The organism is Rhodococcus sp. OS5 (assembly GCF_056837585.1).
Genome location: NZ_CM166368.1, coordinates 3,326,658 through 3,350,546, shown reverse-complemented (window position 1 = coordinate 3,350,546; position 23,889 = coordinate 3,326,658). Strand labels below are relative to the sequence as shown.

Annotated in this window: 22 protein-coding genes, 2 tRNA genes and 1 riboswitch; of the genes, 13 read left to right on the top strand and 11 right to left on the bottom strand. The window is 63.2% G+C overall.

Annotated elements, in window-relative coordinates; genetic code table 11:
• The first annotated feature begins 5 nt into the window (after positions 1-5).
• The 11 genes from ACVZUB_RS15635 (at position 6) to gcvP (ending at position 9,950) form a co-directional block, all read left to right on the top strand.
• The gene (locus ACVZUB_RS15635; RefSeq protein WP_070161064.1) at positions 6-620 is read left to right on the top strand and encodes an NUDIX hydrolase; all 615 of its coding nucleotides are present in this window, start codon (positions 6-8) and stop codon (positions 618-620) included.
• A gap of 109 nt (positions 621-729) precedes the next feature.
• Entirely contained in the window at positions 730-1,329 is a 600-nt protein-coding gene (locus tag ACVZUB_RS15630) for a CDP-alcohol phosphatidyltransferase family protein (protein ID WP_030537518.1), read from the top strand.
• A complete protein-coding gene (locus tag ACVZUB_RS15625) occupies positions 1,326-2,192 on the top strand; it encodes a DUF881 domain-containing protein (RefSeq protein ID WP_003946177.1) in 867 nt (288 codons plus the stop codon). The genes ACVZUB_RS15630 and ACVZUB_RS15625 overlap by 4 nt, the downstream gene beginning before the upstream one ends.
• A 13-nt stretch (positions 2,193-2,205) precedes the next feature.
• Entirely contained in the window at positions 2,206-2,556 is a 351-nt protein-coding gene (locus tag ACVZUB_RS15620; RefSeq protein ID WP_003946178.1) for a small basic family protein, read from the top strand.
• A 3-nt stretch (positions 2,557-2,559) separates the two neighbouring features.
• Positions 2,560-3,342, top strand: coding sequence for a DUF881 domain-containing protein (locus ACVZUB_RS15615; RefSeq protein WP_165639292.1), 783 nt, complete (start codon positions 2,560-2,562; stop codon positions 3,340-3,342).
• A gap of 45 nt (positions 3,343-3,387) precedes the next feature.
• Entirely contained in the window at positions 3,388-3,792 is a 405-nt protein-coding gene (gene gcvH, locus ACVZUB_RS15610; protein ID WP_003946160.1) for a glycine cleavage system protein GcvH, read from the top strand.
• 211 nt (positions 3,793-4,003) lie between these two features.
• Positions 4,004-4,498, top strand: coding sequence for a glycogen accumulation regulator GarA (garA, locus tag ACVZUB_RS15605; RefSeq protein ID WP_003946166.1), 495 nt, complete (start codon positions 4,004-4,006; stop codon positions 4,496-4,498).
• Positions 4,498-5,235, top strand: coding sequence for a transcriptional regulator FtsR (gene ftsR, locus ACVZUB_RS15600; RefSeq protein ID WP_003946161.1), 738 nt, complete (start codon positions 4,498-4,500; stop codon positions 5,233-5,235). The genes garA and ftsR overlap by 1 nt, the downstream gene beginning before the upstream one ends.
• A 93-nt stretch (positions 5,236-5,328) precedes the next feature.
• Positions 5,329-5,802 carry a bifunctional nuclease family protein gene (locus tag ACVZUB_RS15595; RefSeq protein WP_003946194.1) on the top strand — a complete coding sequence of 158 codons (474 nt, stop codon included), beginning with the start codon at positions 5,329-5,331 and terminating at the stop codon, positions 5,800-5,802.
• A 332-nt stretch (positions 5,803-6,134) separates the two neighbouring features.
• Positions 6,135-6,689, top strand: a complete 555-nt coding sequence (locus ACVZUB_RS15590; protein WP_207624564.1) for a MerR family transcriptional regulator — start codon at positions 6,135-6,137, stop codon at positions 6,687-6,689.
• A gap of 220 nt (positions 6,690-6,909) precedes the next feature.
• Positions 6,910-7,038: riboswitch (glycine riboswitch) on the top strand.
• Positions 7,039-7,091: 53 nt separating this feature from the next.
• Positions 7,092-9,950 carry an aminomethyl-transferring glycine dehydrogenase gene (gcvP, locus tag ACVZUB_RS15585; RefSeq protein WP_042451011.1) on the top strand — a complete coding sequence of 953 codons (2,859 nt, stop codon included), beginning with the start codon at positions 7,092-7,094 and terminating at the stop codon, positions 9,948-9,950.
• Between the two features lie 22 nt (positions 9,951-9,972).
• Here the strand turns inward: gcvP and ACVZUB_RS15580 are convergent, their stop codons facing one another.
• From ACVZUB_RS15580 to ACVZUB_RS15545, 8 genes are all read right to left on the bottom strand, one after another.
• Positions 9,973-11,121 carry a metallophosphoesterase gene (locus tag ACVZUB_RS15580; protein WP_054187381.1) on the bottom strand — a complete coding sequence of 383 codons (1,149 nt, stop codon included), beginning with the start codon at positions 11,119-11,121 and terminating at the stop codon, positions 9,973-9,975.
• Positions 11,121-12,815 (bottom strand): VWA domain-containing protein, encoded by a 1,695-nt coding sequence (locus tag ACVZUB_RS15575; protein WP_341514332.1) that lies wholly within the window; start codon positions 12,813-12,815, stop codon positions 11,121-11,123. The genes ACVZUB_RS15580 and ACVZUB_RS15575 overlap by 1 nt, the downstream gene beginning before the upstream one ends.
• 159 nt (positions 12,816-12,974) lie before the next feature.
• The gene (locus ACVZUB_RS15570; protein ID WP_064074336.1) at positions 12,975-15,158 is read right to left on the bottom strand and encodes a malate synthase G; all 2,184 of its coding nucleotides are present in this window, start codon (positions 15,156-15,158) and stop codon (positions 12,975-12,977) included.
• Positions 15,159-15,310: 152 nt separating this feature from the next.
• Positions 15,311-16,561: a saccharopine dehydrogenase family protein gene (locus ACVZUB_RS15565; RefSeq protein ID WP_341514331.1), complete on the bottom strand. Its 1,251-nt coding sequence runs from the start codon at positions 16,559-16,561 to the stop codon at positions 15,311-15,313.
• A gap of 44 nt (positions 16,562-16,605) precedes the next feature.
• Positions 16,606-17,037, bottom strand: coding sequence for a universal stress protein (locus tag ACVZUB_RS15560; RefSeq protein WP_003946198.1), 432 nt, complete (start codon positions 17,035-17,037; stop codon positions 16,606-16,608).
• A gap of 156 nt (positions 17,038-17,193) precedes the next feature.
• Complete coding sequence (locus ACVZUB_RS15555) at positions 17,194-18,735, bottom strand: SDR family NAD(P)-dependent oxidoreductase (protein WP_074447104.1); 1,542 nt, start codon at positions 18,733-18,735, stop codon at positions 17,194-17,196.
• A 108-nt stretch (positions 18,736-18,843) separates the two neighbouring features.
• Positions 18,844-18,929, bottom strand: a tRNA-Leu gene (locus ACVZUB_RS15550).
• Between the two features lie 162 nt (positions 18,930-19,091).
• Positions 19,092-19,177: transfer RNA gene (locus ACVZUB_RS15545), tRNA-Leu, on the bottom strand.
• Positions 19,178-19,295: 118 nt separating this feature from the next.
• On the opposite strand from ACVZUB_RS15545, the gene ACVZUB_RS15540 reads away from it, so the two are divergent.
• Together ACVZUB_RS15540 and ACVZUB_RS15535 are read left to right on the top strand one after the other, a co-directional pair.
• Positions 19,296-20,648: a M20/M25/M40 family metallo-hydrolase gene (locus ACVZUB_RS15540; RefSeq protein ID WP_003946170.1), complete on the top strand. Its 1,353-nt coding sequence runs from the start codon at positions 19,296-19,298 to the stop codon at positions 20,646-20,648.
• Positions 20,649-20,713: 65 nt separating this feature from the next.
• A complete protein-coding gene (locus ACVZUB_RS15535) occupies positions 20,714-21,250 on the top strand; it encodes a YbhB/YbcL family Raf kinase inhibitor-like protein (protein ID WP_054827756.1) in 537 nt (178 codons plus the stop codon).
• Positions 21,251-21,308: 58 nt separating this feature from the next.
• Here the strand turns inward: ACVZUB_RS15535 and ACVZUB_RS15530 are convergent, their stop codons facing one another.
• From ACVZUB_RS15530 to ACVZUB_RS15520, 3 genes are all read right to left on the bottom strand, one after another.
• Positions 21,309-22,379: a quinone-dependent dihydroorotate dehydrogenase gene (locus ACVZUB_RS15530; RefSeq protein ID WP_054187384.1), complete on the bottom strand. Its 1,071-nt coding sequence runs from the start codon at positions 22,377-22,379 to the stop codon at positions 21,309-21,311.
• Between the two features lie 75 nt (positions 22,380-22,454).
• Complete coding sequence (locus ACVZUB_RS15525) at positions 22,455-22,703, bottom strand: DUF5703 family protein (protein ID WP_003946171.1); 249 nt, start codon at positions 22,701-22,703, stop codon at positions 22,455-22,457.
• Complete coding sequence (locus ACVZUB_RS15520) at positions 22,703-23,728, bottom strand: YncE family protein (RefSeq protein WP_081557902.1); 1,026 nt, start codon at positions 23,726-23,728, stop codon at positions 22,703-22,705. The genes ACVZUB_RS15525 and ACVZUB_RS15520 overlap by 1 nt, the downstream gene beginning before the upstream one ends.
• Between the last annotated feature and the right edge of the window lie 161 nt (positions 23,729-23,889).

The window sequence follows — 23,889 nt, the reverse complement described above, 5'->3', positions numbered from 1 at the left end:
GAGCCATGGTGAACGGAGATTTACTGAATCGGGACCACGTGGTCGCCTCACTTGCCGCTTTCGAACCTCGGTCGGTCGAATTGGACGGAAGGCGCTCGGCGTCGGTGGTCATCGTCGTCATGCGGACTGCGGACGGAACACCAGTGTTCCCGGTGACGAAGCGGCCGAGCAAGATGCGCGCCCACCCCGGTCAATTCGCGTTGCCGGGCGGAAGCGTCGACCCGGGCGAGTCGTCCGAACAGGCAGCGGTTCGGGAACTTTCCGAGGAGCTGGGTGTCGACGTTCCCGAGTCGAAGATCATCGGCCGGCTCGACGACTACGTCACTCGTTCGGGATTCGTGATCCGGCCGTTCGTCATGTGGTCGGGCGACGACATCGGGGGACTGGTACCCAATCCCGACGAGGTGGCCCAGGTGTATGCCGTCACGTCGGAGGAGCTCGACGTGGACTCGCGCTTCGTCACCATCGAGGAGTCACCGAACCCGGTGATCCAATGGCCGTTCCGAACGAGCTTGATCCATGCGCCGACCGGAGCCGTCATCTATCAGTTCCGCGAAGTGCTGAACGGACGGCACACGCGCATCGACAAGCTCGAGCAGCCGGTGTTCGCCTGGAGATAAGGGCAGCTCGACACGCTCGGGACAGTTCAGGCTACGGCGCCTCGGCGAATAGTCCGTCGTGCTGTGGAAAGCTGGCCGCACGGCAATCGAACGACGCGAGGTGTGTGCAGTGAACTCTGGCGAACAAGAACCGATCCCCACGGATCGGATTCTCACTGTTCCCAACGTGCTCAGTATCGTGCGTCTACTCGCTCTGCCACTGTTCGCCTACCTGCTGCTCGTCACGCACTCGGACGGCTGGGCATTGGCGCTGCTGATGCTCAGCGGGTTCACCGACTGGCTCGACGGCAAGCTGGCCAGAGTGCTCGGACAGACCTCGCGTCTGGGAGCGCTTCTCGACCCGCTGGTCGATCGTCTGTACGTCGTGACGACACTGGTCACCTTCGTTGCCCGCGATTTCATTCCCTGGTGGGTCGCAGCGATACTCATCGGCCGTGATCTTCTGCTTGCGTTGACGCTGCCGATCTACCGCAGGCGTGGCCTGCCACCGCCCGAGGTGGTTTATCTCGGCAAGGCTGCGACCTTCCTACTGATGTTCGCGCTGCCGTTGATTCTTGCCGGGCACGGAGACTGGGCCATCGGACCGTTCACCCATGCCTTCGGTTTCGCTTTCCTGATCTGGGGAACCGTCCTGTACGTGTGGACTGCCGCGATCTACGTGCTCAAGGCCGTTGACGTTGCGCGAACCCACGAGGTCGTGCCCCGATGAAGTCGACCGGGGAGGACGTCCGTCGTAACCCGGTACCGTCGCTGCTTCGGTCACTCATGACCGAACATCTCGACCCGGGCTACGAGGCAACTGCATTCGAACGCCAGCACGAGCACACCAAGAACAGATCCTCGAAGACGGGGCCGTGGCTGGCCCTCGGCGCACTGTTGATCGGGTTCATCGTCACGGTCTCGGCTGTTCAGGCGACGAAGCAGGTGACCGGCACCGAAGAGGTTCGAAGCGAGTTGGTGGCGAAGGTCCGTGATGCGGAGGATCGAATCGATTCACTGGCCGCGTCCCGCGATTCACTCGGCGGCGCCGTCGACGCCGCGCGCGGCGTGGCGCTCGAAGGCGATGCACGCGGCAGCGCCGTCCTCGACCAACTGCGAGCGGTCGAATCCGGCGCAGGAGCCGAAGCTGTTCACGGGGAGGGACTGGTGGTGACGTTGACCGACCCGGCCGGACGCCCGAACCTCTCGGATGCGTCGCAACGGAGTGTCGGCGGTAAGACAGTTGTCCTCGATCGCGATCTGCAGACCGTCGTAAACGCCCTGTGGGCTGGGGGAGCGGAGGCGATCGCCGTCGGCGGCGTGCGAATCGGGCCGACGGTGACCATTCGTCAGGCGGGCGGCGCGATGCTCGTCGACAACCAACCTGTTTTCTCCCCGTACCTCGTCGAGGCGATCGGAGACACGCGAGCACTGCAGCGGAAATTCGTCGTCAGCGACGCCTACGTGAGAATGTCTAGCGTCTCGCAACTGTACGGAGTCGGTTTCGCGGTGGCCGAAGACGATTCGTTGACTCTGCCGCCTGCGGCGCCTCGCGCCGTCCGAGTGGCAACAGAACCAACAGAACCCAAGTGACAGAAGGAGTTCGATGAAGGCCGGTTCCGCCCTGTACGGACTCGCAGCACTGGTCGTCGGCATCGTCCTGGGCGTAGTTTTCAGCCCGCAGGTGCCCGACGTGATCCAGCCCTATCTTCCGATCGCTGTCGTTGCGGCGCTCGACGCCGTCTTCGGTGGACTACGCGCGTATCTGGACGAAATCTTCGACGCGAAGGTGTTCGTGGTTTCCTTCGTCTTCAACGTGCTCGTCGCGTCGTTGATCGTCTGGCTCGGTGATCAGTTGGGTGTCGGTACTCAACTCTCGACGGCGATCGTCGTCGTGTTGGGTATCCGGATCTTCGGCAACGCAGCGGCATTGCGACGCCGACTGTTCGGAGCGTGAGTCATGGCGGAACATTCCACGACCGAACCGGAAGAAGAACCTCCCGTCACCACTGCGGGTGAAGGTCGTCACGAGTTGCGTTCACCGTCCAAACACCGCACCAACGTCGTCTTCGCAATCCTCGCTGCTGTGCTGTTGGGCGTGCTCGGCGTTGCGATTGCCACACAGGTACGCAGCACAGTGGCCGGAGATTCACTCGACGCCGCGCGCCCTGCCGACCTCCTGGTGGTTCTCGACAATTTGAATCGACGCGAAGCCGCGCTGAGGCAGGAAGTCGCGAATCTTCAGGAATCGCTTGCCACTTTGGAAGCCGGTGGCAACACGGGAGCAGCGCTGGACGAGGCGCGGGCGCGGCTGACCTCACTCTCCATTCAAGTGGGGACCGCTCCGGCCACTGGACCGGGTGTGACGATGACCCTGACAGATCCGGCGGGCGGCGTCGGATCGGAAGTGATTCTCGATCTCATCCAGGAACTGCGTGCTGCCGGTGCCGAAGCCGTCTCGATCGCAGGTGCGAACGGCGAACCCATTCGTATCGGCGTGAACTCGTGGGTGAGTGGGCGCGGCGGCGAGATCGAATTGGACGGAACCCGGATCGAGCAGCCGTACACTGTGACCGCGATCGGAGATCCGCCGACATTGGCGGCAGCGTTGAACATTCCCGGAGGCGTCTTCGACAATGTCGCACGCAATGGCGGAACGTCGTCCGTCGAGCAATCGCAGCAGGTCACGATCTCCGTCTTGCGACAATTGAATCCGCGCCAATACGCTCAACCCGGAAATTGATCTTTTTGCGTCCGACTTTCGGACGGCCTGTGAAAGGAAGCCACTGTGAGTGAGCTCGATACACCTACCGATCTGCGCTACACCGCGGAGCACGAGTGGGTGAAGCGAACCGGCCCGACCTCAGTTCGAGTCGGTATCACCGACTTTGCTCAGTCGCAGCTCGGTGACGTCGTGTTCGTCCAGCTTCCCGCTGTCGACGAAGACGTGACCGCCGGTGAATCGCTCGGTGAGGTCGAGTCGACCAAGAGCGTCTCCGACATCTTTGCTCCGTTCACTGCGAAAGTTCTTGCAGCGAACGGTGAATTGGACGGACAGCCCGACCTCGTCAACACCGACCCGTACGACACGGGTTGGTTGGTCGAACTCGAGGTTGCCGACGAGGCCACACTCGACGCCGCACTCGCGGCAACTCTGGACGCGGAGGCATACAAGGGACTCACGTCCGAGTAGAAAACCTGCGCGTGGACCGGCCAACTCGTGTTGTGTCGCGGCCTGTCTCGCTGCACACGGCGGTCTGCGCAGGGTACGGTCGTTAGGTACGCATGTGCCGAGTCGGGGCGCAGGGCCGTATCGAACGTGACTGTGAAAGATGCTCGTGAAGAAAGTGCACTGCGTAGTCCAGTGATTCATGATCTGGATGATTGACCCAGGAGGAGAAACAGTGAGCGAGAACGGTAACGACGCGGGCTATGGGGAGTCGCCGGCGGAGACCACTTCGGTTTTCCGCGCGGACTTCCTCAATGAGCTCGACAACACCTCCTCTGCAGCACCGGCCGCCGAGCAGCCGGTTTCGGGTGTGGAAGGCCTTCCCGCCGGAGCCGCACTTCTGGTGGTCAAGCGGGGACCGAATGCAGGATCCCGCTTCTTGCTCGATCAGCCGACGACGTCGGCAGGTCGGCACCCGGACAGCGACATCTTCCTGGACGACGTGACCGTCAGCCGTCGTCACGCCGAGTTCCGTCAGGAAGATGCAGATTTCCACGTCGTCGACGTCGGAAGCCTCAACGGCACCTACGTCAACCGTGAGCCTGTCGATTCGGCAGTTCTCGCGAATGGTGACGAGGTTCAGATCGGCAAGTTCCGTCTGGTGTTCCTCACCGGCCCTCGTGCCGGCGGTTCGCAGGTCGGCGAGTCGTCAGCAGGTGCGGGTAGCTAATGACGGCAGTGCGGCAGCAGAGCCAGCCCGGAATGTCGATTGGTTCCGTGCTGGATCGGTTGCGTCCAGATTTTCCCGACGTGACGATTTCGAAGATCCGTTTCCTCGAGTCCGAGGGCTTGATCAGCCCGCAACGGACACCGTCGGGATACCGCAGATTCTCTGTCGAGGACTGCGAGCGTCTTCGCTTCGTGCTGACCGCTCAACGCGATCAGTACCTGCCGCTCAAAGTGATCAAAGAACAACTCGAAGCGATCGACAGTGGCGCAGCGACGGTGAGTGCAGAAGTTCCTGCGCCTCGTCGTGCTCGCGTCCTGTCGATCGCTACGGGCGATGTCTCACCCGAGGCGTTCCGGGTCGATCGCGAAGTTCGAGTCGGTCGTCAGGATCTTCTCGCGCGCGCTGACATCGACGATCGGTTTCTGACCGATCTGATCCGCACCGGTTTGGTCGTTCCCGGCGCGGCGGGCTTCTTCGACGAGGATGCCGTGACGTTGGCGCGCACCGCTAAGGCGATGTCCGAGTACGGCTTGGAGGTTCGCCATCTGCGCGCGTTCAAGTTGGCTGCTGATCGCGAAGCGGGACTGGTGACTCAGATCGCCGGACCGGTTGCCAAGGGTCGTGACGCCGGAGCACGTGATCGTGCCGAGGAAATGGTGCGGGAGCTGGCAGCTCTGTCACTGACTTTGCACACGTGTCTGGTCAAATCGGCAGTTCGGGGAAGTCTCGATCGCTGAGTTCCTCGATCAGCGGGGCACACTCGAATAGAATTTCAGTACGACCGCATCGGAGTCGGTCGGCTGGATCACGTCAGGTTGGAGGCAAGCTCGATGGGCGAAATGCGTGTGATCGGAGTTCGTGTCGAGCAGCCTCAGAATCAGCCGGTCCTGTTGCTGCGAGAGTCCGACGGCGATCGGTACCTGCCGATCTGGATCGGGCAAACCGAAGCTACCGCGATTGTTCTCGAACAACAGGGAGTCGAGCCGGCGCGGCCGCTGACTCACGACCTGATCAAGATCTTGATCGAATCTTTCGGTCGGAGCCTCAAGGAAGTTCGGATCGTGGACCTGCAAGAGGGCACTTTCTACGCGGATCTCGTCTTCGACGAGCAGACCACTGTCTCGGCACGTCCGTCGGACTCGATTGCATTGGCCCTGCGCATCGGCGTTCCGATCTTCGCGTCGGAGGCTGTTCTCGCCGAGGCCGGTCTGGTCATTCCCGACGAGCGCGAAGACGAGGTCGAGAAGTTCAAGGAATTCCTCGACACCATCTCGCCGGACGATTTCAAAGCCACTGATGGTTAGCCTGAATTGACTGGTTGCGGACTTTAGTCTTCAACTCTCAAGTAGAGGTTGAGTCTCGGTCGGCGTGTTGCGTTGACCATGCACCCTCCTGGACTTACCGTTGCGTGCGGTGGAGATCTTCTCGCCTTGTCGATCGAGGCGTACTCTGGGTAAGTCCACTCATGGAATTACCTGCCTTGGATTCACATCTGAAAGTTCGGTCGGCACGGGATTCTCGTGACTGCTGATAGCACAGGTTGGTTACATGATGGCGAAGCGAGAGGGAGACGGCAGTGGAAGAACAGTCGAATGAGCGCGGGACGGGCATAGCCGGTAGTGCCGCGACTGCAGAAATGTCTTCCGAAGAGCTGCAGCCGGGCCTGTTCCCGGACGATTCCATCCCCGACGACCTCGTCGGATATCGAGTACCCAGTGCCTGCCAGATCGCCGGGATCACGTACCGCCAACTCGACTACTGGGCACGGACGTCGTTGGTTGTTCCGTCGATCCGTGGCGCTGCCGGATCCGGAAGCCAACGTCTGTACTCCTTCAAGGACATTCTCGTTCTGAAGATCGTGAAGCGTCTGCTCGATACCGGCATCTCACTGCAGAACATCCGCGTTGCCGTCGATCACCTCCGTAAGCGTGGCGTCCGCGATCTTGCCAACATCACTCTGTTCTCCGACGGCACCACCGTGTACGAATGCACGTCCCCCGAAGAGGTCGTCGACCTCCTCCAGGGTGGGCAGGGCGTATTCGGCATCGCAGTCAGTGGCGCGATGCGTGAACTCACCGGAACGATCGCCGACTTCCCCGCCGAGCGGGCCGACGGCGGCGAAAATGATCCCAACCCGGAAGACGAGTTGGCTTCGCGACGCAAGAATCGCGCCAGCCGCAAAACCGGATAACGTACGTCACATCTCTTTGGAGGATGCCACGGTGCAGGTAGGCGTTTCGGTCAACTAGACTGGGCCTGCGTCGCCGGCGTACGGGAGAGCCTCGGATACCGATTCACCGAACTTGTCTTTGATTCAGTCTTTGTCTCAAAGGTCAGTCGTGAGCGGGATCAGGGCGCCGAAGGAGCAATACCTCCCCGTCAATCTCTCAGGCACCAAGGACCGTACGGGCTCCGACGCCTCTGGAAAGCGGTGGGACAACCCACCCGCCGACGGGGAAAGGCTGTGGCTTCCGCCTTCGGCGGATCACTACCGAATCTCTCAGGCGCTCGGGAATCGAGCATGCGACAGAGGGGGAGGAACACACCGCAGTTCGGTGTGTGTCCTGATCCTCCGATCTGTCTGGGAGTTGTCGTGATCGACGCTGCAAGCCGTATATTTGCCGACCGCCATGTCGGTCCGAACGCCGCGGAACTCGCGCGCATCCTCGAACTCGTCGGGGTCGATTCACTCGACGAACTGGCAACCAAGGCCGTTCCCTCCGTCATCCTCGACGCTGCCCCGAACGGCATCGCTGCCGGACTCGACGCTCTGCCGCTTCCGGTCGGAGAGCACGAGGCACTTGCCGAACTGACTGCACTCGCAGCCCAGAACACCGTCGCGACGTCGATGATCGGCCTCGGCTACTTCGACACGTTGACGCCGCCGGTGTTGTTGCGCAACATCATCGAGAACCCGGCCTGGTACACCGCGTACACCCCGTATCAGCCGGAGATCAGCCAGGGCCGTCTCGAAGCCCTCCTCAACTTCCAGACCATGGTCGCCGATCTCTCCGGCATGGAACTGGCAAACTCATCGATGCTCGACGAGGCCACCGCCGCTGCCGAAGCCATGACGCTCCTGCGCCGCGCGAACCGCAGCAAGTCCCCACGATTTGTCGTCGACGCCGATCTCTACCCGCAGACCCTCGCCGTCATCGAGACTCGCGCCGAGCCGCTCGGCATCGAGATCGTCTCTGCGGACCTCACCGCTGGTCTTCCGGAAGGTGACTTCTTCGGCGTCATCGCCCAGATCCCAGGTGCCTCGGGACGAGTCGTCGATTACACCTCGATCATCGCGGAAGCTCACGAGCGCGGCGCACTGGTTGCCGTCGGCGCAGACCTCCTCGCGATGACGCTCATCACCTCACCCGGTGAGCTCGGCGCGGATGCGTGCTTCGGAACCACCCAGCGTTTCGGTGTTCCCATGGGATACGGCGGACCGCACGCCGGTTACCTGGCCGTGCACTCCAAGCATGCGCGTCAGCTGCCCGGCCGCTTGGTCGGCGTCTCCATCGACGCAGACGGAGACAAGGCGTACCGCCTGGCGCTGCAGACACGTGAGCAGCACATTCGCCGCGAGAAGGCGACGTCCAACATCTGTACCGCTCAGGTGCTCCTCGCCATCCTCGCTGCGATGTACGCGAGCTACCACGGCGCCGAGGGACTCAAGGCGATTGCGTTGCGAGTCGCTGCCCGCGCACACGCGTTGGCAAACGGCCTGCGCGAAGGCGGCGTGACCGTCGTCCACGATTCGTTCTTCGACACCGTGCTCGCTCAGGTTCCGGGCAAGGCGGCCGACGTCGTCGCTGCGGCCAAGGAATCCGGGATCAACCTGCGTCTGGTCGATGCCGATCATGTCGGTATCTCCTGCGACGAGGCCACGACCGCCGACCACGTCCTTGCCGTGCTCGACGCGTTCGGGATCGAGGATGCTGTTGTCGCCATCGAAGCCGAGGGCAATTCGGTTCCGGCTGCTCAGGAGCGCACCTCCGACTACCTGCAGCACGAAGCCTTCACCCGTTACCGTACGGAAACGGCAATGCTTCGCTACCTGCGCGCGCTGTCCGACAAGGACATCGCCCTCGATCGCAGCATGATCCCGCTGGGTTCGTGCACCATGAAGCTCAATGCGACCGCCGAGATGGAATCCATCACCTGGCCCGCGTTCAACGCGATCCATCCGTTCGCGCCGACATCGGATGCGCCCGGTCTGCTGAAGATCATCAAGGATCTCGAAGACTGGCTGGTCGCGGTCACCGGCTACGACAACGTCAGCCTGCAACCCAACGCCGGCAGCCAGGGGGAATACGCGGGCCTGCTCGCGATCCGCAACTACCACCTCAGCCGGGGCGACGACCACCGCGACACCTGCCTCATTCCGTCGAGTGCTCACGGCACCAACGCGGCTTCTGCCGTCATGGCCGGGATGCGCGTCGAGGTTGTCGCCTGCCGTCCCAACGGTGACGTCGACGTCGACGATCTGCGCGCGAAGATCGCCGATCACGCCGAGCGTCTCGCCGCGATCATGATCACCTACCCTTCAACGCACGGTGTCTACGAGCACGAGATCGCCGACATCTGCGCAGCGGTACACGACGCCGGTGGCCAGGTGTACGTCGACGGCGCCAACCTCAATGCGCTTGTCGGCCTTGCCCGTCCGGGCCGATTCGGCGGCGACGTCAGCCACCTGAATCTGCACAAGACCTTCTGCATCCCGCACGGCGGCGGCGGACCCGGCGTCGGCCCGATCGGTGTGCGCTCGCACTTGACGCCGTTTTTGCCCGGACACCCGATGGCCCCCGAACTCGGTGGTGGAGGAACGATCTCGGCAGCGCCGTACGGCAGTGCGTCCATTCTGCCCATCACCTGGACCTACATCCGGATGATGGGTGCTGCGGGCCTGCGCCGCGCCAGCCTGACCGCCATCGCGTCGGCCAACTACATCGCGCGTCGACTCGACGAGTACTTCCCGGTTCTCTACACCGGCGAGAACGGCATGGTCGCGCACGAGTGCATCCTCGACCTCCGGGGGTTGACCAAGGACACCGGCGTCACCGTCGACGACGTCGCAAAGCGTCTGGCCGACTACGGTTTCCATGCTCCGACCATGAGCTTCCCCGTGGTCGGCACACTGATGGTCGAGCCCACCGAGAGCGAGAACCTCGAAGAGATCGACGAGTTCTGCGAGGCGATGATCGCCATTCGCGGCGAAATCGATCGCGTCGGCGCCGGCGAGTGGACGGTGGAGGACAACCCGCTACGCGGTGCTCCCCACACTGCCGGAAGCATTGCAGCGCAGTGGGATCACCCGTACTCGCGTGAGATCGCCGTCTTCCCGCGTGGCAAGGCCCGCCCGAAGGTGTGGCCGTCCGTGCGTCGTATCGACGGTGCACATGGCGACCGCAACCTGGTCTGCTCCTGCCCGCCGATCGAAGCGTTCGCAGGCAACTAAGGCGTGTGCCCGCCGGAGATCATCACCTCTCGTGTACGAGTTCGAGAACAGTGATCTCCGGCGGGGCGCCGACGCGTACCGGCGGACCCCAAGCCCCGGCGCCACGCGTCGTGTACAGCACTGTGTTTCCGACCCTGTCCAAGCCTTGCACCGAAGGCTGCTGCAGCGGAACGAGATACCGCAGCGGCCACATCTGACCGCCGTGAGTGTGCCCGGACAGTTGCAGATCGATACCCATCTCGGATGCCTCGATCGCTTGACGCGGTTCGTGCGCGAGAAGCAAGGCGAAAGTATTCGGATCGCGACCTGCGAGCGCGGCAGTCAGGTTCGGCTCGTACGGGGCCGGCGACGTGTAGTCGTGGATGCCCACGATGTCGATGGTATCGCCGCCATGCTGGATCGAGGTGCGGCTGTTGCGAAGTGTGGTGATCCCCAATGTCTCCCACACGTCGAGCCATTTGCCGCCGTCGTCGGCGTAGAACTCGTGGTTTCCGCTGACTCCGAAGATTCCGTCGGGCGCCCGAAGATCGGCGAGCGGAGCAAGATCGGGAGCAACTTTCGCGACGGTTCCGTCCACGAGGTCGCCGCCGATCGCGATCAGATCGACATTCTGCGAGTTCACGATATCGACCACCTTGCGGGTGAAGTCGACCCCGCGGGCCGGTCCCACGTGCAGGTCGGTGATCAAGGCGATCCGGTATCCGTTGAAGCCCTCAGGTAGGCGAGCGAGCGGCACGCGGACGCGGGAAATCTTGGGGCCCGACGCCTCGTAGACGCCGTAGCCGGCGGTGCCGATCGCCGCGAGAGTGACTGCTGCCGTAGCCAACTGCAACGTACGACGCTTGGCTGGGTCGACTTCGGTCGTGGTATCCGTGTGGCGTGCACGTAGTCGACCGATCCCGGCGAACAGGCCGATCACGAGCAGTCCGGGAATCAGATACAGCCACGAAGCCAGCCAGACCCATCCGACAAATCCGATCGGTCGCGCCCACGATGTCGGAAAGACTTCGCCGCTGCCGACCCCGATGAGCGTCGAGACCGCCAAGACGACAAGCGCAGTGTCGGCGAGACGAGCCCATCGCCTCGGGATGCCGGTGGCGCGAACGAGTCGGCGATGCAGGAACCAGGTCAGAAGGGCGAGAAGGACTGCAAAAACCGCGACGCGCCCCATCAGGACAGCATCTTGGTCACTGCGGCCGCGAGAGCGGGGTCGGACGTCGAATCGACCCGAACCAATGTTCCGCCCGTCCGATCCGAGACGTCTTGGAGTGTGGAGACGTCGTCGCCCGCACCGACGACGATCACGTCGACCTGTACCGGACGCGACGGATTGCCCGTAGCGGCGATCGCGCTGAGCAGTTCGGCTCGCGTCGTGGCGGATTCGTCAGGCGTACTCGAGGTGATCAGCAGCACCGAGTTGACTCGCCCCGCGTCGAAACCGTCCACGGCGGCTTTGTAGGAGCTGGCAAGCGCCGGGTACTTGGAGGTCGTTCCGCCGGCCCGAAGCCCGTTGAGGAAATCGGTGATCGTGGCACGCCGATTCGGCTCGGACAGTGAACCGCCCGGAACCAGGATGCGCTCGGACGGTTTTCCGTCGGTGCCCGTGCTGAACTCGCGAAGGCCGATGTCCGAAGCGTCAGGGCTGCGACCCAATTGGGTATTCACCGCCGAGGCAACGTTCGCCAAGCGGGTAGTGCCACCGTCGTCGGTACCCATCGACGCCGACGTGTCCATCAGGATGGTGGCACTACGCGGCGAGACCGGGTTGGCGACTATGTCACCGAGCGCCGCTGCGGTCTCCGCCGAAGCCGGTTTCAACGTGGACGAGATCTTGGCCGGGGACACCGCCCCGAGATCGGGAAGGTCTTGGCCCTCGACCCGGAAACCGGCGCCGACGAACAACTGTGACTGATTCGGCTCACGCATGAGATCGGCAAACTGTGCCGCTGCGCGCGACGCGGTTTCGTCGATCCCGCTGCCCGAGACGATGACCGCCGGATAGTCCGCGACTGGCGTTGCGCCGGCGGGGGAGTACGTCGTCATCGCCGCGTTCGCGCTCTGCGCTATCGACTGTTCCGTGGCCGGAACGGCTTTCACCGAATCCGGTGTTCCGGCGCTCAGTGCTCCGAGGGCTTCGGCGGTGGACGAGGGGGGAGTCGGCAAGGATTGGAACTGCAACGCCCGTGCACTGAGCGCAGCGTTGACCTGAGCGGACTTCGCCTGATCCGTCGTGACCGGACCGGCACCCGCATCGGCGACGTCGGCAGCGATCGCCTGTGCAGCCATCGAGGTTTCGGTACTTCCGACCGGCAGGGCGACCGTCAGATCGGAAGGCAAAGACTTCCAACTCGATGCTGCGCCGGCCAATGCTGCCGCGGTCTCGGGACCGGCTGCCAGAACGATCGGGGAACTCGCGAGCGAGCGAGGATCACCGTTGATCACGGCCTTGCCCGACAGTGGCGCGAGTTCGAACGAACTCGTCGGGATCCACAGGGAGGGACGCGGTCCCAATGCTGCGTCGTCCCAGGGGGCCGCCGGACCGGCTTCGAGTGCCGTCGAGACCGACGCGGACGGCGCACCGTGCACCACGACGGCGATGCAGTGATCACGCACCACCGGCGAGGTCTGGGTGTACCGCTTCGCCAGTTCCTCGACCTGTGGGGCTATGGACGGATCCGCGGTGACGTCGAGTGTCTTGTTGCCCTCGACGCACGTACCGGCTGCCTGCTGTCCCTGATGGTCGATCCGGTTGCTGAGGGCCTTCCATCCGAAGAAGCCTGCCACGATCAAGACGATCAGCACGACGACGAGAATCGGCCCCTTACTGATACCTCTGGCGCCTGACCCGCCGCGATGTTCGCCCACGTACCTTGCCCTACCTTGGTCACTCGAAGAATGTCTGTTGAACGGACTTTGTCCTCGGCCAGTCTAGTGACGAAACTTCGGGGCCTACGCGAACAGCCTCGACACCGGGAGCGGTGCCGAGGCTGTTCGGGTTCAGCTTCGAGTTCGAAGAAGGTGAAATCAGGCGTTGGCGGCCTTGTACTCGCGGCGGCGGCGATGCAGGATCGGCTCCGTGTATCCGCTGGGCTGCTTCGCGCCTTCGAGGATGAGTTCCTTGGCAGCCTGGAACGCGATGTTGGAATCGAAATCAGGTGCCATGTTGCGGTACTCGGCGTCGCCCTCGTTCTGACGGTCGACAACCGGGGCCATGCGCTCGAGTGCACTGACAACGTCGCTCTCGCTGACGATGCCGTGACGCAGCCAGTTGGCGAGCAGCTGGCTCGAGATGCGCAGCGTGGCGCGATCCTCCATGAGCGCGACATCGTGGATGTCGGGAACCTTGGAGCAGCCGACGCCCGCGTCGATCCAACGGACCACGTAGCCGAGGATGGACTGGCAGTTGTTGTCGAGCTCTTCCTTCTTCTCCGCGTCCGTCCAGTCGGTGCTGGGAGCGAGCGGGATGGTCAGGATGTCGTCGACGCTCGCGCGAGGCTTGCCCTTCAGGCTGTCCTGAACTGCGAATACGTCGACGCGGTGGTAGTGCGTCGCGTGCAGCGTTGCGCCGGTCGGCGAAGGTACCCATGCGGTGTTGGCGCCGGCCTTGGGGTGACCGATCTTCTGCTCGAGCATGTCTGCCATCAGCTCGGTCATGGCCCACATGCCCTTGCCGATCTGCGCCTTGCCCTGCAGGCCGCAGGCCAGTCCGGTGTCGACGTTCCAGTCCTCGTACGCACCGATCCACTTCTGCTTCTTCATCTCGGCCTTGCGCACCATCGCGCCGGCTTCCATGGAGGTGTGGATCTCGTCGCCGGTGCGGTCGAGGAAGCCGGTGTTGATGAACACGACGCGGTCGACGGCTTCCTTGATGCAGGCGGCGAGGTTGACCGTCGTACGACGCTCCTCGTCCATGATGCCGACCTTGAGCGTGTTCTCCGGAAGCCCGAGGACCTGCTCGACACGGCCGAACAGTTCGGTGGTGAAGGCAACTTCCTCGGGACCGTGCTGCTTGGGCTTGACGATGTAGATCGAGCCGGTGCGGCTGTTGTCGAGCGGTCCGTTGGCGTCACTGATCGAGAGGCCGTGCACTGCACAGGCACTGGTGATCAAGGCGTCGAGGATGCCCTCGGGGACCTCGTTGCCGTCGGCGTCGAGGATCGCGGGGTTGGTCATGAGGTGACCGACGTTGCGGACGAACAGGAGCGAACGACCGTGCAGGCTGAGTTCGCTGCCGTCGACTGCGGTGTACTTACGGTCGCCGTTGAGCGTGCGGGTGAAGGACTTGGCGCCCTTCTTGATCTCCTCGGACAGGTCACCGCGGTTGAGACCCAACCAGTTTCGGTAGCCGACAACCTTGTCGTCGGCGTCGACAGCGGCGACCGAGTCCTCGAAGTCCATGATCGTGGTGACGGCGGATTCGAGAACGACGTCCTTGACGCCGGCGGCGTCGGTGCTGCCGATCGGGGACGAGGCGTCGATCTGGATCTCGGCGTGCAATCCGTTGTTGAGCAGCAGGATGCTCGTCGGTGCGTCCTTCTCGCCGAGGTAGCCGACGAACTTCTCCGGCTGGGCGAGCGTGGTGACAGTACCGTCTGCCAACGTGATCTTCAGTTCACTGCCGTCGACAACGTACTTGGTTGAATCTGCATGCGATCCCGACGCGAGAGGTGCTGCCGCATCGAGGAATTCACGCGCCCAGGCGATGACTTTGTCGCCGCGGACCTTGTTGTAGCCGGAACCCTTCTCGGCGCCGTTCTCCTCGGAGATGGCGTTGGTGCCGTACAGCGCGTCGTACAACGAACCCCAGCGGGCGTTGGACGCGTTGAGTGCGAAGCGCGCGTTGAGGATCGGCACGACCAACTGCGGGCCGGCCGTCGAGGTGATCTCGGTGTCGACGTTCGCGGTGGTGACCGAGAACTCGGCAGGCGTCGGCAGGAGGTAGCCGATTTCCTGCAGGAACGCCTTGTACGCGGCGGCGTCGATGGGAGCGCCGGCGTGATCGCGATGCCACTGATCGATCTGAGCCTGCAGATCGTCACGCTTGGCAAGCAAGTCGCGGTTCTTCGGTGCGAGCTCGGTGATGACCTTGTCGGCGCCGGCCCAGAACGTTTCGGCGTCTACACCGGTGCCGGGAAGAGCCTCCTCGACCACGAAGTCGTAGAGAACCTTGGCAACCTGAAGACTGCCGACCTGAACGCGCTCAGTCATGAATAGCCTCACTTTTCCGAAAGCGGAGCATCACATATGGATGCCATGAACCAACATCAATGTTACCTGGGAGTATTCCCACCGCTGTCCGCGCCCTGAGCTGCGATAATCGGGCGCGGAGAGCTGAAACGATCAAGTGAAATTCGTTCTGTCTAGAGTTTGCGCGCGGAAATCTCGAAACCAGCCGCGCGTAGACGCTCGACCAGGACGTCGCCGAGCGCTGTCGCTGGAGTCAAAACGCCGGTGGCCGGGGGAAGAGCCTTTTGGTCCTTCGCCAACGACAACGCAGATTCGCCGAGCATTACCGCCGTCGCGCTGTATCCCGGGTCGCCCTTCGCCTTCACTCGTGATGTGTATCGGGCGCCGGTCGTGGTCGTGGTGAACACGTCGAGCGTGAAGTGGCCCTTCTTCTGGGTGCTCTCGCTCGGACCTTCACCGGGAGCCGGCAAGACCTTGTCGAGAAGGAAACGTGTCGGAGGTAGAGCGAGTCCGGCGACCAGCGCGCCGAGGCCGACCGCCACGCCGCCCGCAATCACCGGTGACACCACCGATGAGCCGACGCTCATCACCTCGCTGTACTTGAACTTCTTGCCGTACGCCCACTCTCGGAGCGCATTGCTGCGACGGACGACTCGTGTGTTGTACGACGCCATCACGAACGGCGCTTTCCACCCCTTCAACGACGGATCGATCTTCTTGCCGTCGATTACGCTCACGTCGCTCTGGCGTCCGAGTTCGGGCTCCCGATCATGATCGGGGCTCAGCGAGTACGGCGAGGCAGCAAGTTTCCGCAGGCGCGCATCGTCTTTCGACACGTCGATTTGGTTGCGAAGCGAATCGATGGTGCCACCGCTCACGCCGCCGCGCAGGGCCGTGACCACCAGGGTGGTGTCGGTGAGCTCGCCGGCGCCGTCGGCGGCGACCTTCTCGTGCAGGACGTGAACTCCGAGATCGGAAGGGATGGAATCGAATCCGCAGGAATGGACGATCTTGGCACCGGTCGAGACCGCCAGCTCATGGTTGTCGTCGATGCTCTCGCGGTGGAACAGCACCTCACCGGTCAGGTCGACGTAATGAGTTCCGGCGGAGGCGCATTCGTGAACAAGGGCGTGGCCGTACTTGGCATACGGGCCGACCGTGGTGGCGACGACCCGGGTTCGCTGGGCGAGTGCCTTCAGTGCGGTTGCGTCGTCGGCGTCGGCGATGATCAAGGGGAGATCGGCAGCGGCGGTACCCAGATCGGCGCGAGTGGCTGCCAACTTCTCGAGGGAACGGCCACCGAGGCCGATCTTCGTGCCTTCGGGAGCATGTTTGACGAGGTAGTCGGCGAGAAGCTTACCGACGAAGCCGCTCGCTCCGTAGACGATGATGTCGAGTTCTCGGGCGGGCGAGGTTCCAGTCATGGAGCCAGCCTACAAACGAGCACCCGAAAGTGATGTGACCGAGATCACTCGGCGGGGAGGGGTTCCTTGACGACGAGGATCGGAGCCTCCACTTCGAGCAGGAGACGCTGCAGCGGGCGTTCGAGGAGGAACTTGCCGATGGGGGACATCCGGCGTGTTCCGACGATCAGGAGATCGACACCCGCGTCGTGGACCAGGTCGACGAGTGCGGTAACCGGGTCGCCGTCGTGCTCGGTGGTGCGCAGATCCCACTTCGTCTCCGAGAATCCACCGGCGTCGAGCGCTGACTGGATCTCGCCGCGAAGAGCGGCCCGATCGTCCTCGGTGTCTCCGAGGTTGACCGTGCCTCCGATGTTGACGTCGTCCAGGACGTGCAGAACCAGCAGTTCCTCGCTTCGACCCACGGATTCCCGTGCAGCGGCCACGATTGCGGCACGGCCTTCCGGGCTGTCCTTGTGTACGACGGCGATCGTCATGGTTCCTCCGAGTCGGTGAGCAGTGTCGGCTCCATTATCGCCTGCAATGCTGTGCGCTACCCGAAATGAGCTACTCGACACGGGGGTTTGGGGGTGACGAGATCGCCACATCGGGGCGCCTAGGTGCCGCCCATCACGAATGCGGCGTGCTGCCGATCACCACGGCGAAGGTTTGTAATCCTTGAGGAAGCAGCCGTGCAGGTCGACGCCCAGTTCACCCTGAACGATGGGGTCGTAGACGCGGGCGGCACCGTCGACGAGGTCGAGTGGTGCGTGAAAACCTTCGTCGGCCAACCGCATCTTGGTGAAGTGTGGGCGTTCGTCGGTGATCCAGCCGGTGTCGACGGCGGTCATGAGGATGCCGTCGTCGAGCATTTCCTTGGAGCTGGTGCGGGTCAGCATGTTCAGTGCTGCCTTGGCCATGTTGGTGTGCGGGTGGCCAGGGCCCTTGTACGCGCGGCTGAACTGGCCTTCCATGGCGGAAACGTTCACGACGTACTTGCGTCGCGCAGCTGCCGCGGCCATCGATGGGCGCAGGCGTGAAACGAGGATGAAGGGCGCGACCGAGTTGCAGAGCTGGACTTCGAGAAGCTCGATCGGATCGACCTCTTCGACGGTCTGAACCCAGCTGTTGGTGTGCGCGAGGTCGGGCAGCAGCCCGCCCGCGTCGATGGCGATGCCCTGCTCGATGCGATCGGGTGACGCCGACTTGGCGACGAGGGCGAGTGAACTGACCGCGTCGGCGGACAGATTTCCGGAGGTGATGCTTGCGACGTCCGACAGCGATCCGGCCAGAGCAGCGGGGTGAGCGTCGCTCGTCTTGCCGAAGGTCAGGACATCGGGCAGTTCACCGGCAGGCAGTGCGCCGGACTCGGCGTCCACCAAAGCGCCGTAAGCACCGGGGGAGCGTCGGACGGTTTGCGCGGCGTTGTTGATGAGGATGTCGAGTGGACCCTGCGCGGCAACGGAATCCGCGAGTGCAACAACCTGGGCGGGGTCGCGGAGGTCGATGCCGACGATGCGCAGACGGTGAATCCAGTCGTTGCTGTCTTCCATCGCTTTGAATCGGCGGATCGCGTCGTTGGGGAATCGCGTCGTGATGGTCAGATGTGCGCCGTCACGCAGCAGGCGCAACGCGATGTACATGCCGATCTTCGCGCGGCCGCCGGTCAGAAGTGCGCGTCGGCCGGTGAGATCAGTGCTGGCATCACGTTTGCTGCGGCTGGTGGCAGCGCAATCGGGGCACAGTTGGTGGTAGAAGGCGTCGACTGCGGTGTAGCGCTGCTTGCAGATGTAGCACGGCCGCGCCTTGATGAGCGTTCCGGCGGAGGCGCCGGCGGTGTTCGACTTGATCGGAATGCCTGCGGTCTCGTCGTCGATGCGATCCGGTGAACCGGTGGCAGTCGCAGCGACTACTTGGCGGTCGGCTTCGTTGACGGCTGCGCGCGAGGCGAGGCGACGCTTCTTCTTGAGCCGCTTGAACAGATGGCCGACAGCGCGCTGCATGGTGATCGAATCGGGATGCTCGTCGTCGAGTTCGGCGGCTTCGGAAAGGACCTTCAGGCAGATTTCGAGTTCCGCGGGGTCGAGGCCGGTGAGTTCGGCTCGAGCAGATTCTGAATCGGCTGTTTCCAGCGAATCTGCCTGCAGTGCATCCGACTTCTTGGTGTCTGTATCCACTTCGAACTTCTGTTCCATCTCGATCGCCGCTCGCGCGGACTGTTCCCTGGTGCGGGAACTTCGCCAATTACGAGAAAAGCTCCGGTTCGATGAACCGGAGCTTTTCCTGTCTGTCTCAACACAGAGTGTCCGAGGGGGGACTTGAACCCCCACGTCCGTTAATAGGACACTAGCACCTCAAGCTAGCGCGTCTGCCATTCCGCCACTCGGACTCGGCCCCGATTTCTCGGTGCTGGGAAAGAGTATCCGATGCCATCCCCAGGTCCCAAATCGCCCCACTGCTGTGCGCCTTTTTTAACCGCCGGGGGTTAATAAAGGCGCACAGCAGAAAGACCCCAGCCTGATCAGGCTGGGGTCTTTCTGCTGTATTCGAGTGTCCGAGGGGGGACTTGAACCCCCACGTCCGTTAATAGGACACTAGCACCTCAAGCTAGCGCGTCTGCCATTCCGCCACTCGGACTCGGCCCCGATTTCTCGGTGCTGGGAAAGAGTATCCGATTAGGTGAGCTGCCCCAAATCGCCAGGTTGCGGGGCATTCCGGTCGCCCGCGTCGTTTGATTCGATGGTAGGAAAGTGGAATGACCACAACCCCGAATAATCCGAATCCGAGCAGAGCCGAAGCAGAAGTAGTCGAACTGGTCAGTTCCCTCATCCGCTTCGACACCTCGAACACGGGAGAACTCGAAACCACCAAAGGCGAGCGTGCGTGCGCGGAGTGGGTTGCCGCGCAGCTTCAAGAAGTCGGTTACGAGACGGAATACGTCGAGTCCGGAGCACCCGGCCGAGGAAATGTCTTTGCTCGCTTGAAGGGAGCCGAGTCGGGTCGTGGTGCGTTGATGCTTCACGGTCACCTCGACGTAGTTCCGGCCGAGCCCGCCGACTGGAGCGTCCATCCCTTTGCCGGCACCGTCCAGGACGGTTACGTCTGGGGGCGCGGCGCCGTGGACATGAAGGACATGGTCGGGATGATCCTGGCCCTCGCCAGACAGTTCAAGGCGGAAGGCGTCGTACCGCCGCGTGATCTGGTGTTCGCTTTCGTGGCGGACGAGGAAGCGGGCGGAAAGTACGGATGCCAGTGGCTGGTCGAGCACCGCCCGGATCTGTTCGAGGGAGTGACCGAGGCCGTGGGTGAGGTCGGCGGTTTCTCGCTGACGGTTCCGCGGCCTGACGGAACCGACCGCCGGCTCTACCTCGTGGAGACTGCGGAAAAGGGCCTAGGTTGGATGCGTCTGACTGCCAAGGGACGCGCCGGACACGGCTCCTTCCTCCACGACGACAACGCAGTCGCGACACTCGCCGGCGCGGTCTCGAGGCTTGCTGCCCACCAGTTCCCGATCGTGATCTCGGATTCGGTCGCGGAGTTCCTGACCGCCGTCGGCGAGGAGACCGGATTGGACTTCGATCCGGGATCACCCGACATCGACGGGACTCTCGCGAAGCTGGGCACGATCGCCAACATCATCGGCGCGACGTTCCGTGACACGGCGAACCCGACGATGCTCAAGGCCGGATACAAGGCGAACGTCATTCCGCAGACGGCCGAGGCGGTCTTCGACTGCCGCGTGCTGCCGGGACGTCAGGCCGAATTCGAGCGAACGGTGGACCAACTGATCGGTCCCGACGTGACCCGCGAGTGGATCACCAAGCTGGATTCGTACGAAACAACGTTCGACGGCCACCTCGTAGACGCCATGAACGAGGCGATCCTCGCCCACGATCCGGAGGCTCGCACAGTTCCGTACATGCTCTCCGGCGGAACCGACGCGAAGGCATTCGCGAAACTGGGCATTCGCTGCTTCGGCTTCGCGCCGTTGCAGTTGCCGCCCGAGCTGGATTTCAGCGCGCTGTTCCACGGCGTCGACGAGCGAGTTCCGGTGGACGCACTACTGTTCGGGACACGTGTTCTGGAACATTTCCTGCTCAATTCCTGACGAGCACGTAGATAGATCCGTGAGCTCGACGCACATCGAGCTCTCTTGTCACAGAAAGGATTCGCATGGCGCACGATCCGTACGAACCATTGCCGAAGTTGCCGAGTTTCGAGCTGACCAGTGACGACATCACTGCGGGCCAGCCGCTGAAGCTTGCTCAGGCCAGTGGAGCCTTCGGTGTCCCCGGTGGCGAAGACATCTCACCGCAGCTCTCGTGGTCCGGCTTTCCGGCCGAGACGAAGAGCTTCGTCGTGACGGTGTTCGATCCGGACGCACCGACTGCGTCGGGGTTCTGGCACTGGGCCGTGGCGAACATCCCCGCTTCCGTCACCGAGCTCCCCGCCGGTGCCGGCGCGGCGGACAGCGATGTCCTGCCCGCCGGAACCGTCACCCTCCGCCACGACGGTGGTGGGTTCGGTTTCATCGGTGCAGGCCCGCCTCCCGGGCACGGTCCGCATCGCTACATCGTCGCGGTGCATGCCCTCGACGTGGAGGCGCTCGACGGAGTCACCCCTGATTCGTCGCCGGCGTTCCTCGGTTTCAACGTGTTCCATCACGCGATTGCGCGTGCAACCCTGACCGGGACGTTCGAGGTCGAATAGTCACTATGCTGTGCGCCTTTATTAACCGCGGGCGGTTAATAAAGGCGCACAGCAGTTTCTAGCGAGGGTTCTCAGCTCCCACAGCCTGGGCGATCGACGAGAAACCCGCTGCGCGGACCCGCTTGGCTATCCCCTTGTGGATGCTGCGAGCCCAGAACGGTCCGCCGTAGATGAAGCCGGTGTATCCCTGCACCAGTGTCGCGCCGGCGAGGATCCGTTCCCACGCCTGATCGGCCGTCTCGATACCGCCGACCGAGATGATGGTCATCTTGTCGCCCACTCGGACGTACAGGCGCCGAAGTACTTCGAGTGAGCGCTCGGCGACCGGTGCACCGGACAGCCCGCCTGCGCCGAGTGCAGCTACCTCGGCGTCCGGGGTCTTCAAACCGTCGCGACGGATCGTGGTGTTGGTCGCGACGATTCCGGCAAGCCCGAGTTCGATTGCCAGATCGGCGACCGCGTCGACGTCCTCGTCCGAGAGGTCGGGCGCGATCTTCACCAGTACCGGCACGCTGACGGTGTCGAGCACGGCCTGCAGGATCGGGCGCAGTGATTCGACGGCCTGCAGATCACGGAGTCCGGGCGTGTTCGGCGAGCTGACATTCACGACCATGAAGTCGGCCAGCGGACCCAGAAGCTGCGCGCTGGCGGTGTAGTCGGCAGCGGCGTCGGCGGCTTCGACGATCTTGGTCTTGCCGATGTTGGCACCGATCGGGACCGTGACGCGGCGCTGTCGCAGGAAATTCGCCGCGTGACCAGCGCCGTGGTTGTTGAAGCCCATCCGGTTGATCAAAGCGCGGTCGGCCGGAAGACGGAAGAGACGCGGCGCGGGGTTACCGGGCTGAGCCTGGGCCGTCACTGTTCCGACCTCGGCGAAACCGAATCCCAACGGGCCCCAGGCGTCGACGCCGGTGGCGTCCTTGTCGAATCCTGCGGCGAGGCCGAGAGGTGCCGGGAACGTCAGACCGAATGCCTGACTCCGCAGAACCGGGTCGTCGACGACAAGGACTTTTGCGACCAGCCAGCGAAGGGGAGCGAACCGTGTCACCAGTTTCATCGCGGTGAAGGCAATGTGGTGGATGCGTTCCGGTGGGACCCGGAACATCAGGCTCAGCAGCAGTTGGTACACGATTCTCCAGCTCTTCGATGGTGTGATTTTGTCAGCGGTTTCGACAGCGGCGGGCCCTGGTCGTCTGTTGGACGATCAGTGCTGAATGCCGTCCGGATCGGTCACGTGCAGCGGCGTCTTCTTTCGCTTGAGGAGCACGCGACGACTGCCGTCGGGGTAGAGACGGACTCGGGAGAGTTCCCATCCGCCGAACTCGGCGGAGATCGCCAGACGCATCGACGCCGTGACCCGCGAAACATTCGGCGGTAGTCGAAGGGGCACATAGTCGAACTTGTCGTCCGACGTCTCCCACTGCGCGGGGATCCCGCGCGTACGCTTTTCCATCAGTTCTCCCGTGACGGGATGACCTGCAGCCCGTCACCGGTTGCCGATCCGACGATCAGATTGCCGTTGGAAGAGTCTACGGCCAACGAATTCGGCTGTCGCACCGTCTTGAACCGTCCGGTCTCCACGGGGATGCCGGACGACAGATCGAAGCCGACCACTTCATTGGTCGCGGTCAGTGTCACCCACACCCGATCCGCGGCCTCGTCGTAGGCGACGGCGTATGGCGACTCGCCGACGGGGTAGCGCTGGTGCAACAGGAGCGGATCGGCAGTGAAGACGAGCAGTTCGTTCCCGGTGGTGTCGGTGACAAGGATGCGTCCGAAGCGATCGGTGGCCAGATGAGTTGCGCCCTCACCGGCGCGAAGAGCGACGCCGAGTTTGCCGTCTTCGAGATTGATCGCCGTCAGCGAGGTCTGACGGTGATCGAGGGCGCTCAGGTTGTCGCCGGTGACCGCGAGTTCGTCGACGGATGCGAATCCCGAAACCGTCTGTGACTGATCGGTCTTCGGGTCGACGATGTGAACTGAACCATTGTCCGTGCCGATCGCGATGCGGCCGTCGTTGAGTTCGACCGCTGAATTCGCCTGCCCGTCTACCGGGATGGACGTCCGTTCGCCCGAAGTCAGATTCAGCTTCACGACCTGGCGATCCATCGACAGAAGAGCGCTACCGTCAGAGCCGATCGAAACGTCGCGTACGTCGGAATCCAGGGCTGTCGGACGACCTGCAGAGGCGGGGTCGGCGCCGGCCAAACTGTCCGAAGGAACGACCAACACCGATCGTGGGTCGTTGGCAACCAGAACAGCGCTGCGCGTGATCGGGTCGAATGTGATGGAATCGATCAGACCTGAATACGGGTGAACCACGCCGTCCGGGGTGCTGGTGGTGGCCGGTGAGACCGCTGCCGTTGCGGGATCGATCGTGATGAGGTCGTCTCCGCCATCTCCGGAAGAACATCCTGTGACCAGCAGAACCGCCGCCCCCATTGCTGCTGCAGTGGTGCGGATCCCTAGGCGAGCCATGTGTAGTTCCTCTTTTTCTTGTCATCTGTTCTTCACGCAGTGCGACTGTCATCGATCATCCCTGATCGCAGTCGGGCGCCGTTCATCGCGTCGAGGAACTACCGACCATTCCGCTCACACCCTTGACGCGATACCGTACGAACAGCGATTGCGGTTGACGC

Bases quoted from the DNA above. Each gene is read 5' to 3' on its own strand.
- ACVZUB_RS15635 (WP_070161064.1), top strand. From the start codon at position 6: ATGGTGAACGGAGATTTACTGAATCGGGACCACGTGGTCGCCTCACTT.
- ACVZUB_RS15625 (WP_003946177.1), top strand. From the start codon at position 1,326: ATGAAGTCGACCGGGGAGGACGTCCGTCGTAACCCGGTACCGTCGCTG.
- ACVZUB_RS15620 (WP_003946178.1), top strand. From the start codon at position 2,206: ATGAAGGCCGGTTCCGCCCTGTACGGACTCGCAGCACTGGTCGTCGGC.
- ACVZUB_RS15615 (WP_165639292.1), top strand. From the start codon at position 2,560: ATGGCGGAACATTCCACGACCGAACCGGAAGAAGAACCTCCCGTCACC.
- ftsR (WP_003946161.1), top strand. From the start codon at position 4,498: ATGACGGCAGTGCGGCAGCAGAGCCAGCCCGGAATGTCGATTGGTTCC.
- ACVZUB_RS15595 (WP_003946194.1), top strand. From the start codon at position 5,329: ATGGGCGAAATGCGTGTGATCGGAGTTCGTGTCGAGCAGCCTCAGAAT.
- ACVZUB_RS15590 (WP_207624564.1), top strand. From the start codon at position 6,135: ATGTCTTCCGAAGAGCTGCAGCCGGGCCTGTTCCCGGACGATTCCATC.
- ACVZUB_RS15580 (WP_054187381.1), bottom strand. From the start codon at position 11,121: ATGGGGCGCGTCGCGGTTTTTGCAGTCCTTCTCGCCCTTCTGACCTGG.
- ACVZUB_RS15570 (WP_064074336.1), bottom strand. From the start codon at position 15,158: ATGACTGAGCGCGTTCAGGTCGGCAGTCTTCAGGTTGCCAAGGTTCTC.
- ACVZUB_RS15565 (WP_341514331.1), bottom strand. From the start codon at position 16,561: ATGACTGGAACCTCGCCCGCCCGAGAACTCGACATCATCGTCTACGGA.
- ACVZUB_RS15560 (WP_003946198.1), bottom strand. From the start codon at position 17,037: ATGACGATCGCCGTCGTACACAAGGACAGCCCGGAAGGCCGTGCCGCA.
- ACVZUB_RS15555 (WP_074447104.1), bottom strand. From the start codon at position 18,735: ATGGAACAGAAGTTCGAAGTGGATACAGACACCAAGAAGTCGGATGCA.
- ACVZUB_RS15540 (WP_003946170.1), top strand. From the start codon at position 19,296: ATGACCACAACCCCGAATAATCCGAATCCGAGCAGAGCCGAAGCAGAA.
- ACVZUB_RS15535 (WP_054827756.1), top strand. From the start codon at position 20,714: ATGGCGCACGATCCGTACGAACCATTGCCGAAGTTGCCGAGTTTCGAG.
- ACVZUB_RS15525 (WP_003946171.1), bottom strand. From the start codon at position 22,703: ATGGAAAAGCGTACGCGCGGGATCCCCGCGCAGTGGGAGACGTCGGAC.
- ACVZUB_RS15520 (WP_081557902.1), bottom strand. From the start codon at position 23,728: ATGGCTCGCCTAGGGATCCGCACCACTGCAGCAGCAATGGGGGCGGCG.